Raw genomic sequence first — 15386 nt, 5'->3', positions numbered from 1 at the left:
CTGCCTTTTTTAATGCATTAATTGGCCTGAACGCGAATCGGCGCAGTGGCGGCGAACAACCACGGACGAGCCTCTGCGTTCACGCGTGGGGATAACGTCTCTCTGACCTGCTGGTGATAATCATCAATCCACTGCTTTTCAGCCTCACTTAGCAGATGCAGTTCAACCAGACTTAAATCAATCGGCACCAGCGTCAGCGTTGAGAAGCGACAGAAGCCAGGACGACTGTTGATAATCTCCACCTGATTCTCAATACGGATCCCATATTCTCCGGCCAGATAATAACCCGGCTCGATGGTAATGATATTGCCCGCAACCAGAGGCCAGGGGTTTACTTTTTTGGCAATGCGATGGGGCTGCTCATGGATCAGTAGCTGATGGCCTACGCCGTGTCCCGTACCGTGATCAAAATCCAGACCCAGATCCCACAGCGCCCGACGGCTAAAGGCATCCAGTTGATGACCCTGAGTGCCGCTGGGAAATTGCAGCGAGATAAGCGACAAAAAGCCTTTCAACACAGCGGTGTAATGCAGACGACGCTGCGGATCCTGTGGACCAAACGCGAGGGTGCGGGTTGTATCCGTCGTACCATTATGGTACTGGCCGCCGGAATCATTCAAATACATGGCCTGAGAGGTAATGGGCGTATTGGTTTTTTCGCTGGAATGGTAATGGCACATTGCGGCATTGCTGGCTGAGGCCGAAATCGTGTTGAAGCTTTGCTCGATAAATCCCGGCTGCTGCTGGCGAAATTCCAGTTGCCTGGCCTGCGCTTCCAGCTCAGTGACCGGATTGCCTGCCGCTTCGCGCAAGGGAACTTCATGCGTAAGCCATGCCAGAAAGTTAACCCAGGCCGCGCCATCTTGTTCATGGCATTCCCGATAGCCCGCCAGTTCAACGTCATTCTTGTGCGCTTTCATCAAGGTGATGGGATCGGGTGCCCATAAGACTTCGCCACCGTGTTCTACAATGGCAAAACGCAGCGCGACCGGGGCGTAGTCTTTATCGACCAAAAAGCGTTTCCCTTTGGCTAACTGCTGGCAGCGGGCAAGAAAACTCTCTTGTGGGGCCTGCGTGAGCGTATTCAGCAGTGCAGCAGGGAGCTGCTGGGTTTTGTTGCTATCCACAAACCATTCCAGCTCGCCGCTGCGATGGAGCAGGGCGAACGAAAACGGCACTGGCACCATTGGCAGATCGGAACCGCGCACATTCAGCAGCCAGGCAATGTTATCCGGCAGCGTGATCGCCAGAACGTCGGCCTGTTGTTGCGTGAGCAGAGCCACGACGCGGGCACGTTTTTGTGTGCTGCTTTCCCCGCTGATTTCAATGGGCATTTCATGAATGATGCCGCAGGGTGCTGCCGGGCGGTCAAGCCATACCTGGTCGAAAGGGTCTTGCTCAAGAGGCACCAGCTCGCAATGGGTCGCCGACAGTGCTTCAAACTGGCTGTTGACCATCAGCAACGGTTCAAAACCGATACGCGCGCCCGCAGCAACGTGAGACTGCAAATAGTTGGCCAGCGGTTCGTCATGTAAATGGTGAATTTCAAAATCATCCAGCGAGACTTCATTGCGCACCTGGACCTGATAGCGTCCATCGACAAACATTAATGCGCGGTCGCGCAGGACCAACGCGAGACCAGCGGAGCCGCTAAAACCGGTCAGCCAGGCCAGCTTATTGTCATGCGGTGTACAATCTTCGCTTTGGTGAGCGTCGGCGCGCGGAACAATCATGCCATCCAGCCCTTGCGCTAACAGCAGGTTGCGCAGAGCGGAAAGAGGAGTTGAGTTGTGCATAGTTACCTTCAGGCCTTAACGGAACGGCGGTTCGTTGAACGTACGTAATTTACGGGAGTGCAGTCGATCGCCTTCAGCACGCAGACGATCGATTGCCCGGATACCTATTTGCAGGTGCTCGGAAATGGCACCTTCATAAAAACGGTTGGCCTGACCAGGCAGTTTGATCTCGCCGTGCAGCGGTTTATCGGAAACGCACAGCAGCGTGCCGTAAGGGACGCGGAAGCGGTAGCCCTGGGCGGCGATGGTGGCGCTTTCCATATCAATAGCCACCGCGCGACTGAGGTTAAAACGCAGCGCAGAAGCGGAATAGCGTAACTCCCAGTTGCGATCGTCGGTGGTGACGACGGTACCGGTACGCAGGCGCTGTTTCACCTCCTCGCCGGGCATGCCGCTGACTTCTTTGGTGGCGTCATACAGTGCGCGTTGTACTTCCGCAATGCTCGGAATCGGAATATCCGGCGGTAGTACGGCATCCAGCACATGGTCGTCACGCAGATAAGCGTGGGCCAGAACATAGTCGCCAATCGCCTGGCTTTCGCGCAGGCCGCCACAGTGTCCAATCATCAGCCAGACGTCAGGGCGCAGTACGGCCAGATGATCACAAATGGTTTTAGCGTTAGACGGGCCAACGCCGATATTGACCAGCGTGATCCCCTGACCGTCGGCGGTGATTAAATGCCAGGCGGGCATCTGATGTTTCTTCCAGGCGAGATCGGAGATGGCCTCTTCCGGAGCTTCCGTTTCAGCGGTGATCCAGATCCCGCCCGCGCATGACAGCGCGATATAGGGGCTGTTCGGATCGAGGATCTGGCTGCAGCCCCAGCGCACGAACTCATCGACATAGCGGGTGTAGTTGGTGAACAGCACAAATGGCTGGAAATGTTCAACCGGCGTTCCCGTGTAGTGACGCAGTCGTGCGAGCGAAAAATCAACTCGTCGGGCGTCGAAGTGCGACAGCGGGGAGAATTCCGCCGGATGATAGGTACCATCGGCTGTTTCATCTCCAATTTGTGACAACTCGGTAGTGGGGAAATGGCGCGTTAATCCGGCGCTCATCGAGCGGTCGAGCGTCAGTTCAGAACCGTCAATTACGTAGGGATAAGGGATTTCATGCTGCGACGGTTCGACGGAGATATGCGCATGATAATCCTGATACAGCAGCGTGAGTTGTTCTTCAAGATAGGGACGAAAAAGCGACGGACGGGTGATCGTAGTGGTATAGCTGCCCGCATGGGTAAAACGGCCATAAGCGCGGGTTTTCGGGGGATTGGTGGCGCTGCCATCCCAGGTGACACAAAGCGATGGGTAAACAAAAAGACCATTATGGCGGGCGATTATGTCAGGGAGCGTCCCTGTTTCAATGTACTTACCAATGGCGCTACGCAGTGCTTTAACCGACTGCTTGTACAGCGCGTCCAGTTTATCCAGTGCCTGAGTTGGGGTCAGGCTGGAGCCCTTATTGTTCATGTCTGTCTCCTTGTTCCACAGATGTACTGCTCTCCCGATAGTATGTCACAGGAATATGAAACAAAAGTCAGACGTAGAGGAAGATTGTGCGAAGGCCGAATGACCTTCGCATCAGGGCTTAACTGTGCTGCTTATCCCGCATCAGCAATGCAGTGGCGGCGGAAATAAGACACCCGGCCATCAGATAAATGGCCACGCTGTGCCAGTCTCTTCCAGAGAATGTCACCAGTGCCGCAGCAATGAAGGGGGTAAAACCACCGCCAACCACACTTGCCACCTGATAGCCAACGCCTGCGCCGCTGTAGCGATAACTTGCGCCAAACAAACCGGTAAACATAGGCTGCTGTACGCAGACCACCATATCGTGCGCAATATTGGCCAACATAATCGCGAAGAACACGATCCAGAAAATAGACTGTGCTTCCAGCGCCATAAAGAACGGGAAGGCGCTCAGCGTACCGACCAGTGCACCGGTAATGTACACGCGCCGTCGACCAAAGCGGTCGGCAAGCCAGGCAAAGCAGGGGATGGTCAGACAGCTCAGTCCTCCCACTAACAAACCGATATTCAGAAACAGCTCGCGGGGTAGGCCCAGGTTCTACGTAGAGTAATTAAGGGCAAACGCGGTGACGATATACATCGTCAGCAGTTCACATAAGCGCAAGCCGATAATTTTTAAGAATGCGCCCGGATGGCGGATTAACGCCTCGACCACCGGTAACCGCTTTTTCTCTGGTTGCGCTGCCTGTTGCTGCTGTTCGAATTCGGCTGATTCATCCATTCTGTTGCGCATCCACAACGCGCCCAAAACCAGTACGATGCTGAACAGGAACGGAATACGCCAGCCCCAGCTCAGGAACTGCTCATCGGTAGTTTGCGAGCTAATCAGTGAGACCAGACCGGTAGAAAGCAGCAGTCCGACGCCGTAACCGACCTGAACGCCACTGCTGTAGAAGGCTTTTTTATTTTTCGGCGCGCTTTCGACCGAGAGCAACGCCGCGCCGCCCCATTCGCCACCAACGGCGAATCCCTGAATGGCGCGTAGCGTCACCAGCAGCACAGGGGCCCACCAGCCAATAGTGTCAAAAGAAGGAATAATCCCTATCAGCGCAGTGGCAATCCCCATCATCCAGACGGTGAGCATCAGCATGCGTTTACGGCCAAGGCGATCGCCAAAGTGGCCGAAGATAACCCCGCCTAACGGACGGAACAAAAATCCGACGCCAAAGGTGGCAAATGCGGCAAGTGTTCCCATTGCCGGGCTAACCTGCGGGAAGAACTCGCGATTAAAGACCAGTGCGGCGGTGATGCCATAAAGCAGAAAATCATACCAGTCGACCACGGCGCCAGCGAAGCTACCAAGCGCAGCGCGTCGGGCACGATGAAGCGAAGAGACGTCCTCTTGGGGACCCGCGGAGGTGAGAGTGGAATCCATAGTTATCCTGTCTGTACTGTCTTTTAGTTATTAGTATTTGAATTGGGCTACACACATTGCAGTCGATATATTAACGACCGTTATGAGATTACCGCGACAGACGGGAAGAGAAAACGATTATCTCCCTCACCAGAGGGCTACATGAAAAATAAGATGAATGAAAAACAGAAAAGCAAAAAGCCTGCTTAGTTTCCTAAGCAGGCTTCTTAAATTTGGCTCCTCTGACTGGACTCGAACCAGTGACATACGGATTAACAGTCCGCCGTTCTACCGACTGAACTACAGAGGAATCGTTTGAACGAGGCGCATATTAGCGAGGGCGATGAGGCTTGTCAAAGGGGGAAATACATTTGTGCGTTCGTTTGCTGACAAAATCAGCAAAGCGGTGATCTTTCCGTCTTTTTATGCTTTTGCCCCATTCTGGTGCGCGCCTACCTCTTCCAGGGCAGCCAGAATGAGAGATTCAGGTGTGCAAAAAGTCCATTCTTTACCTTTGATCCTGACTTTACGCGGTTTTAACCGTAAAACACGGCTGCTGACTAAACTGGCAAGCATCTTGCAATCCTGAATTTAATGACTGCCAGCACGGGTTCTGGTATTCCGACAGGAGGCAAAATGAACTTCAGACGACTGAAATATTTCGTGAAAATCGTCGATATTGGTAGCCTGACCCAGGCAGCGGAAGTGTTGCATATCGCGCAACCCGCGCTGAGCCAGCAGGTTGCTACGCTGGAAGGCGAACTGGATCAGCAACTGCTGATTCGCACCAAACGCGGCGTCACACCGACGGAAGCGGGGAAAGTGTTGTATGCCCATGCGCGGACGATTTTACGCCAGTGCGAGCAGGCGCAACTTGCGGTCAATAACGTAGGTCAGACCCTGGGGGGACAGGTCTCTATTGGCCTGGCGCCGGGGACGGCGGCGTCAGCCATCACTATGCCGTTATTACAGACAGTACGAGCAGAGCTGCCCGATGTGCTGGTCTATTTGCATGAAAACAGTGGGGCGGTGCTGAATGACAAGCTGCTCAGCGGGCATTTAGACATGGCGGTGCTCTACGAGCGCTCACCCGTGGCGGGTATCAGCAGTCAACCGTTGCTTAAAGAGGATCTGTACCTGGTCGGGACGCGTGATTGCCCGGGGCAAAGCGTCGATTTAGCCGCGGTGGCGCAGATGAATCTGTTTTTGCCACGGGATTACAGCGCAGTTCGCCTGCGTGTAGATGAAGCTTTTTCGCTTCGTCGCCTGACGGCCAAAGTGATTGGCGAAATTGAATCTATCGCCACCTTAACGGCTGCCATCGCCAGTGGGATGGGCGTCACAGTGTTGCCTGAGTCGGCGGCACGTTCATTATGTAATGCCGCGAACGGCTGGATGGCGCGGATAACAACCCCGTCGATGAATCTGCCATTATCGCTGAACGTCTCAGCCAGAGGGAGCTTATCGCCGCAGGCACAGGCCGTGAAGGAGATCCTGTTGTCGCTGGTAAGCCGTCCGGCACTGGAAAACCGCGAACTACAGCTGGTCAGCTAAACCTTATTCCCTTCAGGAATAAGATGCGGGTTTTTATTATTTGTTATGCCGGGCATCAGACTTTAACAATAGCGTAATGTCTGATGTGCCCGGAGCGAAAAGTGAATTTCCAGCAACTTAAAATAATCCGCGAGGCGGCCCGTCAGGATTACAACCTGACGGAAGTCGCGAATATACTGTACACCTCGCAGTCGGGAGTCAGCCGACATATTCGTGAACTTGAAGATGAACTTGGCATTGAGATTTTTATCCGTCGCGGTAAACGCCTGCTGGGCATGACCGAACCGGGCAAAGCCTTGCTGGTTATTGCCGAGCGTATTCTGAATGAGGCCAGCAACGTTCGCAGACTGGCGGATCTGTTTACCAATGACACGTCCGGTGTACTGACGATTGCCACCACGCATACACAGGCACGCTATAGCCTGCCCGCGGTGATTAAAGCCTTTCGTGAGCTCTTTCCTGAGGTACGTCTGGAACTGATCCAGGGTACACCGCAGGAGATTGACGTACTGTTGCAAAACGGTGGGGCAGACATCGGGATTGCCAGCGAACGACTTAGCAGCGATCCGCTGTTGGTAGCTTTTCCCTGGTTCCGTTGGCACCACAGCCTGCTTGTTCCTCACGACCATCCCTTGGTGAAAACGTCTCCTCTCACACTGGAATCTATCGCCCACTGGCCATTAATTACGTATCGTCAGGGGATTACGGGGCGTTCCCGTATCGATGAGGCATTTGCCCGTAAAGGGTTAGTGCCGGATATTATCCTCAGCGCCCAGGACTCGGATGTGATTAAAACCTATGTGTCGCTGGGGCTGGGAATCGGGCTGGTGGCAGAACAATCCAGTGGAGAGCAGGAGGAGGGGAGCTTAACCCGTCTGGATACCCGGCACTTATTTGATGCAAATACCGTTTGGTTGGGCCTGAAACGCGGGCAACTGCAGCGCAACTACGTTTGGCGATTCATTGAGCTATGCAACGCAGGGTTATCCGTCGATGAAATCAAGCGCCAGACGATGGAGCCAGATGAAGCCGTGATTGATTATCAGATATAATGCAAAAAGCCTTCTTAGTTTCCTAAGCAGGCTTCTTAAATATGGCTCCTCTGACTGGACTCGAACCAGTGACATACGGATTAACAGTCCGCCGTTCTACCGACTGAACTACAGAGGAATCGTGTGAACGAGGCGAATATTAGCGATGCCACTCAGCGTTGTCAAAGCTTGAATAGCTAAATGCGATCGTTTGCTGAAATATTCCCCATTTCGTCGCTTATTCAGACGCAACCGGTTGTTTTATGCACTTTTCACGCTCGGGACGAGGGTATTTCCATAACCAGCGGCCTGTGACCATACGCCAGTAAAATAACGCGGCGCGCACGGCCCAGTCGAAGAACATCCCTAACCAAACGCCGACTACACCCCATCCTAATACGATTCCCAACGTGTAACCCGCCACAACGCGACAGCCCCACATGCCCAACATCGATACCCACATCGCAAAACGCACATCACGCGCGCCCTTAAACCCTGATGGTAGCACCCAGGATGCTGCCCATATCGGCATAAACGCTGCGTTGAGCCAAATTAGGATGACTATGACCTCTTTTACATCCTGATCGTGGGTATAAAATGAGGCCATAACGCCGGCAAAGGGGGCGGTTAGCCAGGCGATGGCGGTTAAGCCGATTGTTGAGAGCCAGAATATATGGCGTAACTGGATTTCCGCTTGGGCAATCTGACCATTTCCCAGACGCCTGCCGGTAATGATTGTCGACGCGGAGCCTAAAGCATTCCCCGGCAGGTTGATGAGCGCGGCGATGGAAAATGCAATGAAGTTTCCGGCAATTACGCTGGTTCCCATGCCGGAGACAAACATTTGCGTTAACAGTTTACCGCCATTAAATAGCACTGACTCAATACTTGCCGGAATACCGATCCCCATAACTTCCCAGATAATGGCGAGATTGAGCGGCTTAAAATAGCTTTTGAAGGGAATACGCAGCGCCGGATTAAAACCAATCATCAGCACCCAGATAATGGCGAACGCACCGATGTAGCGTGAAATGGTCAGCCCGAGTCCTGCCCCCACAAATCCCAGCCCTTGCCAGGAAAAGACCCCGTAGATCAGGATGCTACTGATAATGATATTTAGGATATTCATACCGCCATTAATCAACAGCGGAATTTTTGTATTTCCGGCTCCGCGGAGTGCGCCGCTACCGATCAAAGCAATAGCTGCCGCCGGGTAGCTGAGCACCGTTAGCTCCAGATAGGTGAGTGCCAAAGCCTTAACGTCGGGGGTTGCTTCACCGGCGACAACGTCAATAATCTGTTCACCAAAATAGTGAATGACCGCTGCCAGCACGGTAGCAAAAAACGTCATGATCACCAGCGATTGTCTGGCTGCTGACCTTGCCCGTCGACGATCTCGTTTTCCCAGGCTAAATGCTACCACCACCGTGGTTCCCAGATCGATCGCGGCAAAAAACGCCATGATGACCATGTTGAAACTGTCGGCGAGACCAACGCCAGCCATTGCTTCTTTTCCCAACCAGCTAACAAGGAAGGTACTCAGTACGCCCATCAACAGCACACAGGTGTTTTCCAGAAAAATGGGGACAGCAAGCGGAGTGATTTCGCGCCAAAAGAGAACCTTATAACTCTTGCGTTTGGCATACCAGGGCGTGCGGGAAGCGACCTGGCGTAAGGCAGCGGAGACGTTCAAAGTGGACCTTAAAGAAGAAAGTTGAAACCTCATTTCAAATGATGAGGGAGAATCCAAAAAGCTGCAAAGTTTTTTCCATTTAAAATGTCTGGAAATGCAACAAACTGTCGAGAGAAGCATCAATTGAAACTTATTCGGGGAAATGGGGTTTGACAAAAATTTTTTCGCCGCTAAGATAAGCCTCCACAACGATTCCTCTGTAGTTCAGTCGGTAGAACGGCGGACTGTTAATCCGTATGTCACTGGTTCGAGTCCAGTCAGAGGAGCCATATTTAAGAAGCCCGCTTAAGGAAACTTAAGCGGGCTTTTTGTTTTCAATGCGTTAGGCGACATCAGGCTTGCCAATGGCTTTCCCATCCAGCTTGCCTCAAGTTTCGCAGGGTTTTACCCGAACGAGAGGGGCAAGCAGCATAATCACGCCCATCATGGCGGCCATCCCTATATATACGACAGGAAATCCCGTCAGTTCAGCGACCAGACCAACAGGAGCAGGTGCCAGCAACGTGCCCAGATAACCAATGGTGGTAACGATACCCATTCCTGCATTGGTTGAGATATCAGGCTGGTTTCCGGCCGCGGAAAAAGCAATCGGTACCAGATTGGCGATACCGATACCAGCAATAGCGAAACCAACGGTAGCCTGCCAAGGGGTATTTGCCGCTGCCGCTGCCAGCAGTCCGATTCCAGCCACCAGACTGGATGTGCGCATTACAAGAATGGCATCGAAACGATTGCGAATGAAATCCCCCATAAAGCGAAAAATCGCCATGGTTCCCGCGAAGCAGGCAAAAGCAAGACTTGCCGTTTCCGTAGTTGCATTAAGGTTTTTCAGTAAATAACGTGACGACCAGTCAACGACCGCACATTCCGGGATCATGGCCAGCAGGGCAATAACACCGATAACGTAGATGGTGCTCGAATGATGAGGCTGTTTTTCTTTAATTGAACGTTTAATTCTTATCGATTTATCTTTGATGACATGTGGACATACCGACAATGTTATCGCTAAGGAAAACGTGCCAATCAAAAAAAGGTGCGTGAGAAAACCGAACTGCTTAACCAGATACCCCCCAATCAGGCCTGAAGTGAGAAGCCCTATGCTCCAAAAACAGTAACATGAAGATAACACTGTGCGTGATAAGGCTTTCTCGACGGCAACTGCATTCGAATTCATCGCAACGTTCATTGCCCCGATCATGGCACCAAGAAAAAAGAGTATCGGTGTTAACAGGTAGATATCAGGTGCGAGTCCCACAGGAATAAGAGCAGGCGAGGCTGCGATGGAAAAAAAACGCACGATGCGTTGTGAGCCATATTTTTCCATCGCCATGCCGGACAGCGGCATCATAAATAATGCACCCAGACCGAAAATAAGTATCAAATGGCCGGTAATGACTCCAACTTATTGATAGTGTTTTATGTTCAGATAATGCCCGATGACTTTGTCATGCAGCTCCACCGATTTTGAGAACGACAGCGACTTCCGTCCCAGCCGTGCCAGGTGCTGCCTCAGATTCAGGTTATGCCGCTCAATTCGCTGCGTATATCGCTTGCTGATTACGTGCAGCTTTCCCTTCAGGCGGGATTCATACAGCGGCCAGCCATCCGTCATCCATATCACCACGTCAAAGGGTGACAGCAGGCTCATAAGACGCCCCAGCGTCGCCATAGTGCGTTCACCGAATACGTGCGCAACAACCGTCTTCCGGAGCCTGTCATACGCGTAAAACAGCCAGCGCTGGCGCGATTTAGCCCCGACGTATCCCCACTGTTCGTCCATTTCCGCGCAGACGATGACGTCACTGCCCGGCTGTATGCGCGAGGTTACCGACTGCGGCCTGAGTTTTTTAAATGGCGGAAAATCGTGTTGAGGCCAACGCCCATAATGCGGGCGGTTGCCCGGCATCCAACGCCATTCATGGCCATATCAATGATTTTCTGGTGCGTACCGGGTTGAGAAGCGGTGTAAGTGAACTGCAGTTGCCATGTTTTACGGCAGTGAGAGCAGAGATAGCGCTGATGTCCGGCAGTGCTTTTGCCGTTACGCACCACCCCGTCAGTAGCTGAACAGGAGGGACAGCTGATAGAAACAGAAGCCACTGGAGCACCTCAAAAACACCATCATACACTAAATCAGTAAGTTGGCAGCATCACCCGAACACAACGCCAATAGTTTTTCCACTGAGTCCGTTTTCAGCCATGCACGATGCCATGTGTGCATGATGATGCTGCACCTGAATAACCCGCAGTTGCGATTGTTCCAGTGCACGACGCGTCGAGCGAAACGCTGGATGGAGATCGCAAGCCACAACCTTCGGCTCAATATTAAGAAGCTTTTGCAGATGATTAACGCACGTAAGGTGTGATGTAAACGTAAGATCATTTTTGAGATCGCCAATGTGCTGGCTCATAAACACCTCATTACCCTTCGCTATACTCACGGTTGTTTTTAGTTCTGCGCCAAGAGCGATGATCGGATCAACCCGGGAAGTAAGGTGTACAGGATAGGGGGCATAACCTCGTGAGCGCCGAAGGAATGAAAGGTTATTACCATGGGTCATGACACGGACAACGGAATCATCGACACGAGTATGAATGTCACGATCGTTAAGAATAAAAAAGTCTGCGATTTCGCCCAACTGCACAATAGCACTCGTATTATCAAATACGATTGGATGGCCTGAGAGATTACCACTGGTCATCACCAGGGCTGGCATTGTGGTATCTTCTAGCATTAAATACTGAAGTGGTGTTGATGGGAGCATGACACCAATATTGGGGTTATGCGGTGCGATAATTTCCGGCAGTGTATTTTTACGTTTACGCAGTAATACGATTGGGCGCTCAACACTTTCCAGAATTTTTTTTCATGCGCGCTGACACGGGCTATGCGAGCTGCCTGATTTGAATCCCTTACCATAATAGCAAAAGCTTTGGCATCTCTGTGCTTGCGCTTTCGCAGTTGCGAAACGGCATTTTCATTATTCGCATCAACAACCAGATGAAAACCACCAAGGCTTTTCATCGCAATAATCGCGCCCTCTTGTAGCCTTGCTAGGGCAAATTTGACGATATCGTTTGTGATTATCGTTTCGCCGTTGCAAGACCTTAGGTCCAGTTTTGGTCCGCATTCTGGACAAGCATTGGGCTGCGCGTGATAACGGCGATTATTGATGTCATCATACTCACGCTGACAGGCAGGACACATTGCAAAGGCTTGCATTGTTGTTTGTGAACGATCATAAGGCATTGCCTGGATAATTGAGTATCGTGGCCCGCAGTTGGTGCAATTAATAAAAGCGTACCGATACCTCGGGTTTAGCGGGTCAGACATTTCATTAAGGCAATCCTTACAGACGTTTGAATCTGGTGGGATAATAGTATCCATCCGCGCCAACTGACGGCTTTTACGGATACTAAATTCTGCGTATTGTTGAACCGAATTTTCTCGTGGTACTTCCACAATACTATTGATGCGGGCCATTGGTGGCGGTTTAGATACTAGCTCATCAATGAGTTGCGCGATATGTCTGGACGTGGCCTGTAGCTCCAGCAATACGCCTTCGGAATCATTAAGTACCCAGCCTGTGGCTTCGAAGGTGCGAGCCAGTCGATGGACTAAAGGACGAAATCCTACCCCCTGGACGATACCGCAAATGCGGTAACGCCGGGTTTCCACTGCGTCGCATTGCTTAGCAGAGTCGTGGCAATTCTGCACCGTAGAGCTCCTCTATAGTCGATACGGTTCCATCCTGTTCAAGCATGCTGACTTTGGCTTGAGGGATTGTTAATACCTCGCCAATAATCGCGGCCTTTTGGCCAAGCGGGTGCGCTTGTAAGAGTTTGAGCACTTCTTCTGCACTATCCGATTCTACAAACAAGCAAAGGCATCCCTCGTTAGCAAGATTGATGACATCGACGCCCAGCATATTTGCCGCCATCGCTGTTTCAGGCTGGCTCGGCAAAGATTGTCGCTCGCAACGCATTTCATGTTTTGCTGCACGCGCATATTCATGAAGCACTGCAGAGAGGCCACCGCGAGTTACATCCCTCATTGAGGTAATTTTTCCGGCAGGAACGGTATCGAGAAGTTGGCGAATCATCATGTTGAGTGGGGCGCAGTCGCTGAGGATATTTCGTTCAAATCCTAGTCCTTCTCGCAGGGATAGCAGGTGGATATAGTGATTTCCAATATAGCCACTCAGTATTATTTTTTGCCCAGGACGAACGTTTTTAATTGAAACAGGGGACTGTTCAAGAACGCCCAAGCCAGCCGTGTTAATGAACAGACGATCGGCTTCTCCCTTCCCAACAACTTTGGTGTCCCCGGCAACGATTTTGACGTCTGCCGCAATAGCAGTATCGCGGACCGATTCAATAACAGTGACGAGTTCGGATATGGGCATGCCGTCCTCAATAATAAGACTCAGCGTCAGATACAGCGGACGTGCACCACTCACAGCAAGATCGTTGACGGTACCGCATACCGCAATTTTACCGATATCCCCATTACCAAAGATCAGTGGTGTAACAACGAAAGAGTCGGTAGTAAATGCAATTTGTCGCGACGGTAGGTCGAGTAAGGCGCTGTCTTCCATGGTACCCAGATAGGTATCGCCGAGAATTTCCGCAATTAGTTCGACAAGTTCTCGACTAAGGCGAGCGCCTGTCCCATGGTCCAGAACAACGGTATCTGTCGGTTCCAGTTCCTGTATTAATGGATTTTTCATGCGGATTTCCCTTCATTGCGCTCAGGAAGATCGCTATGTTTTGCCAACAGCGATAAAATCTCAGTTGAAGGGGCAACGGTTGCGCAATAGTTGGCAAGCCACTCTAAGGCACGAGTGGTGTCATCTGTGGAAGGGGCAAAAACGCAGTCCTCTGGCACCCACACATTGTATCCGCGGAAAAAAGCATCTGCAGCGGTGGTTTGAACGCAGACGTGCGTTTGCAAACCGGTCACGATAACCGTTTTGATGCCCAGATTTTGCAGCGTTTCATCGAGGTTATTGTTAAAGAAACCACTGTCTCTCCCTTTTACTACGATGAGGTCAGAAGGGTGGTAAATACTGTCGATTATTTGGTTTTCTGGCCGCCCGGCCAAAGCTGGAATACCCGCAGCGCGATTTTTATAGCGGCGCTGTACTGCGGGGTCGTCGGGATCGTTTATTAACTGCAAATGGATGACGGCCTGGTTTTGGTTTCTGACACCATCAAGAAATTGATTAAATGCTGTTAGTTTTTGTTCTAATTCCTGAGCCGATCGGGTGATTTTATACGTAAACTCATATTGCAAATCATTTGTTAGCACGGCTACATTTGGCATATTTATATTCCTTTATAATTAAATATTAATTGATGGTTTTTTTACAGTTTTCTACTGGTCAGTTATTTTTCTTTATTGCCATCCCTTGCTATCATGGGCCTGTTATAGGTATTTGTATAATTCCATTTTTTTCAGGGTTCAATAAATGAAAGGAATAGATATAAAACTGCTTCGAGCTTTTGTTACCTTGGCGATGAAAGGAAGTTACAGCAATGCTGCAAAAGAACTCTTCTTGACGCAACCAGCACTATCAAAGCAGATACAGACGCTGGAACATTTGACAGGTGGCGTTCTTTTTTTGCGCGGACGTCATGGCGCAAGTTTAACTGTATTGGGGCAGCAGCTTTTTTCTATAGCAAATGAGCTTTTACAATCCCATATTGAATTTCTGAACTATGCGAGAGAGGTAAATTCGAAAAATCGTGAAAAGTTATTTATGGGCTTTGGGATTTCGTCATTTCAGCAAGTTCCAAAGTGGATAAGACAATTTCATCAGCAAGTTCCTGAGTGTGAGGTTGTTATTAATCATCTTCCTTCTAGTGTTCAAATGAAAATGCTGTTGGAGGGGCGGTTGCATATTGGTTTTGTGCGGGCACCTGTAAGTAAAGGTCTGGTTTCATATATTCTTTATGAGGAAACGCTGGCGCTTGCTATGCCGGCGAATAGCGATATACACAATATGAATATTCAGAGTGCACTATCGGCATATCCCTTACTCCAACTCGATCCGTCTACCAGCCCTTGCCTTGCTGAACAAACTGCATATTTTCTCCAAAGTAACCAGTTGAAGGCTGTTACGGTGTCCGCTACGGATGATATGACGTCGTTACTGGCATTAATTGCTGGTGGTAACGGCGTTGCCTTTTTACCCGCAAGCGTTCGTACTTTTTTGCCCGCCAATGTTAATTTATTAATGCCTATGGAAAAGCAAATACGCTGGGATATAGGTGTGGTGTGGAACCCAAAAATAAAAAATCATCGTCGGGATGATTTTTTGCGCTTGGTCGTAGCAGGAGATACCTCTATTGTGGTGTAAAAAAGGGGGGAGTTTTCGCCGCAATGTATCAATATCACTCCACCTGACGAGCAGGTGGAGCGTGAT

The 15386-nt window shown here is 50.9% G+C and carries 11 protein-coding genes, 3 tRNA genes and 2 pseudogenes; 4 read left to right on the top strand and 12 right to left on the bottom strand.

What is annotated here, in order from left to right; all coding sequences use genetic code 11:
* Positions 1-17: 17 nt before the first annotated feature.
* The 5 genes and pseudogenes from HV334_RS14860 to HV334_RS14840 all read right to left on the bottom strand — a co-directional run bounded on the left by HV334_RS14860 (position 18) and on the right by HV334_RS14840 (position 5256).
* Complete coding sequence (locus HV334_RS14860) at positions 18-1796, bottom strand: aminopeptidase P family protein (protein WP_181220558.1); 1779 nt, start codon at positions 1794-1796, stop codon at positions 18-20.
* A gap of 15 nt (positions 1797-1811) precedes the next feature.
* Positions 1812-3266: an AMP nucleosidase gene (locus HV334_RS14855; protein WP_181220557.1), complete on the bottom strand. Its 1455-nt coding sequence runs from the start codon at positions 3264-3266 to the stop codon at positions 1812-1814.
* Positions 3267-3384: 118 nt separating this feature from the next.
* A pseudogene (gene shiA / locus HV334_RS14850) lies at positions 3385-4701 on the bottom strand (shikimate transporter).
* Positions 4702-4914: 213 nt separating this feature from the next.
* Positions 4915-4990 (bottom strand) — tRNA-Asn (locus tag HV334_RS14845).
* 113 nt (positions 4991-5103) lie between these two features.
* Positions 5104-5256 carry a hypothetical protein gene (locus HV334_RS14840; RefSeq protein ID WP_181012486.1) on the bottom strand — a complete coding sequence of 51 codons (153 nt, stop codon included), beginning with the start codon at positions 5254-5256 and terminating at the stop codon, positions 5104-5106.
* A gap of 60 nt (positions 5257-5316) precedes the next feature.
* Here HV334_RS14840 and nac point away from each other — a divergent pair, with 60 nt between their 5' ends.
* Together nac and cbl are read left to right on the top strand one after the other, a co-directional pair.
* A complete protein-coding gene (nac, locus tag HV334_RS14835) occupies positions 5317-6234 on the top strand; it encodes a nitrogen assimilation transcriptional regulator NAC (RefSeq protein WP_016156200.1) in 918 nt (305 codons plus the stop codon).
* Between the two features lie 101 nt (positions 6235-6335).
* Positions 6336-7286 carry an HTH-type transcriptional regulator Cbl gene (cbl, locus tag HV334_RS14830; RefSeq protein WP_181220556.1) on the top strand — a complete coding sequence of 317 codons (951 nt, stop codon included), beginning with the start codon at positions 6336-6338 and terminating at the stop codon, positions 7284-7286.
* A 42-nt stretch (positions 7287-7328) separates the two neighbouring features.
* On the opposite strand, the gene HV334_RS14825 is transcribed toward cbl, so the two are convergent.
* Together HV334_RS14825 and HV334_RS14820 are read right to left on the bottom strand one after the other, a co-directional pair.
* Positions 7329-7404: transfer RNA gene (locus HV334_RS14825), tRNA-Asn, on the bottom strand.
* Between the two features lie 99 nt (positions 7405-7503).
* A complete protein-coding gene (locus tag HV334_RS14820) occupies positions 7504-8991 on the bottom strand; it encodes an EmmdR/YeeO family multidrug/toxin efflux MATE transporter (protein ID WP_345943263.1) in 1488 nt (495 codons plus the stop codon).
* Positions 8992-9151: 160 nt separating this feature from the next.
* On the opposite strand from HV334_RS14820, the gene HV334_RS14815 reads away from it, so the two are divergent.
* A tRNA-Asn gene (locus HV334_RS14815) sits at positions 9152-9227 on the top strand.
* 98 nt (positions 9228-9325) lie between these two features.
* Here HV334_RS14815 and HV334_RS14810 read toward each other — a convergent pair.
* The 5 genes and pseudogenes from HV334_RS14810 to HV334_RS14790 all read right to left on the bottom strand — a co-directional run bounded on the left by HV334_RS14810 (position 9326) and on the right by HV334_RS14790 (position 14284).
* Positions 9326-10306, bottom strand: a complete 981-nt coding sequence (locus tag HV334_RS14810) for an MFS transporter (protein WP_181220554.1) — start codon at positions 10304-10306, stop codon at positions 9326-9328.
* 54 nt (positions 10307-10360) lie between these two features.
* Positions 10361-11058, bottom strand: a protein-coding gene (locus HV334_RS14805) for an IS1-like element IS1B family transposase (RefSeq protein ID WP_095033700.1) whose coding sequence is annotated in 2 segments (ribosomal slippage) — positions 10361-10809 and positions 10809-11058 — 699 coding nt in all. Because the reading frame shifts where the segments join, the coding sequence is not laid out codon by codon here.
* 50 nt (positions 11059-11108) lie between these two features.
* A pseudogene (locus HV334_RS14800) lies at positions 11109-12647 on the bottom strand (Sua5/YciO/YrdC/YwlC family protein).
* 3 nt (positions 12648-12650) lie between these two features.
* Positions 12651-13688: a hydrogenase expression/formation protein HypE gene (gene hypE / locus HV334_RS14795; RefSeq protein WP_181220553.1), complete on the bottom strand. Its 1038-nt coding sequence runs from the start codon at positions 13686-13688 to the stop codon at positions 12651-12653.
* Complete coding sequence (locus HV334_RS14790) at positions 13685-14284, bottom strand: cysteine hydrolase (RefSeq protein WP_047501958.1); 600 nt, start codon at positions 14282-14284, stop codon at positions 13685-13687. Before HV334_RS14790 ends, hypE begins: the two co-directional genes overlap by 4 nt.
* A 145-nt stretch (positions 14285-14429) precedes the next feature.
* Here HV334_RS14790 and HV334_RS14785 point away from each other — a divergent pair, with 145 nt between their 5' ends.
* On the top strand, positions 14430-15320 hold the full coding sequence (locus HV334_RS14785; RefSeq protein WP_181220552.1) for a LysR family transcriptional regulator: 891 nt from the start codon (positions 14430-14432) through the stop codon (positions 15318-15320).
* Positions 15321-15386: the final 66 nt, after the last annotated feature.

Origin of the sequence: Citrobacter sp. RHBSTW-00944 (assembly GCF_013615435.1) — a bacterium.
GTDB classification, from domain to species: domain Bacteria; phylum Pseudomonadota; class Gammaproteobacteria; order Enterobacterales; family Enterobacteriaceae; genus Citrobacter; species Citrobacter braakii.
Note: the sequence above shows the minus strand (reverse complement) of the source record. Positions and strands in the feature narration are given on the sequence as shown.

What these genes read in the sequence shown, in the direction of transcription:
- HV334_RS14860 (WP_181220558.1), bottom strand. Translation starts at nt 1,796, where the DNA reads ATGCACAACTCAACTCCTCTTTCCGCTCTGCGCAACCTGCTGTTAGCG.
- HV334_RS14855 (WP_181220557.1), bottom strand. Translation starts at nt 3,266, where the DNA reads ATGAACAATAAGGGCTCCAGCCTGACCCCAACTCAGGCACTGGATAAA.
- HV334_RS14840 (WP_181012486.1), bottom strand. Translation starts at nt 5,256, where the DNA reads ATGCTTGCCAGTTTAGTCAGCAGCCGTGTTTTACGGTTAAAACCGCGT.
- nac (WP_016156200.1), top strand. Translation starts at nt 5,317, where the DNA reads ATGAACTTCAGACGACTGAAATATTTCGTGAAAATCGTCGATATTGGT.
- HV334_RS14820 (WP_345943263.1), bottom strand. Translation starts at nt 8,991, where the DNA reads ATGAGGTTTCAACTTTCTTCTTTAAGGTCCACTTTGAACGTCTCCGCT.
- HV334_RS14810 (WP_181220554.1), bottom strand. Translation starts at nt 10,306, where the DNA reads ATGATGCCGCTGTCCGGCATGGCGATGGAAAAATATGGCTCACAACGC.
- hypE (WP_181220553.1), bottom strand. Translation starts at nt 13,688, where the DNA reads ATGAAAAATCCATTAATACAGGAACTGGAACCGACAGATACCGTTGTT.
- HV334_RS14790 (WP_047501958.1), bottom strand. Translation starts at nt 14,284, where the DNA reads ATGCCAAATGTAGCCGTGCTAACAAATGATTTGCAATATGAGTTTACG.
- HV334_RS14785 (WP_181220552.1), top strand. Translation starts at nt 14,430, where the DNA reads ATGAAAGGAATAGATATAAAACTGCTTCGAGCTTTTGTTACCTTGGCG.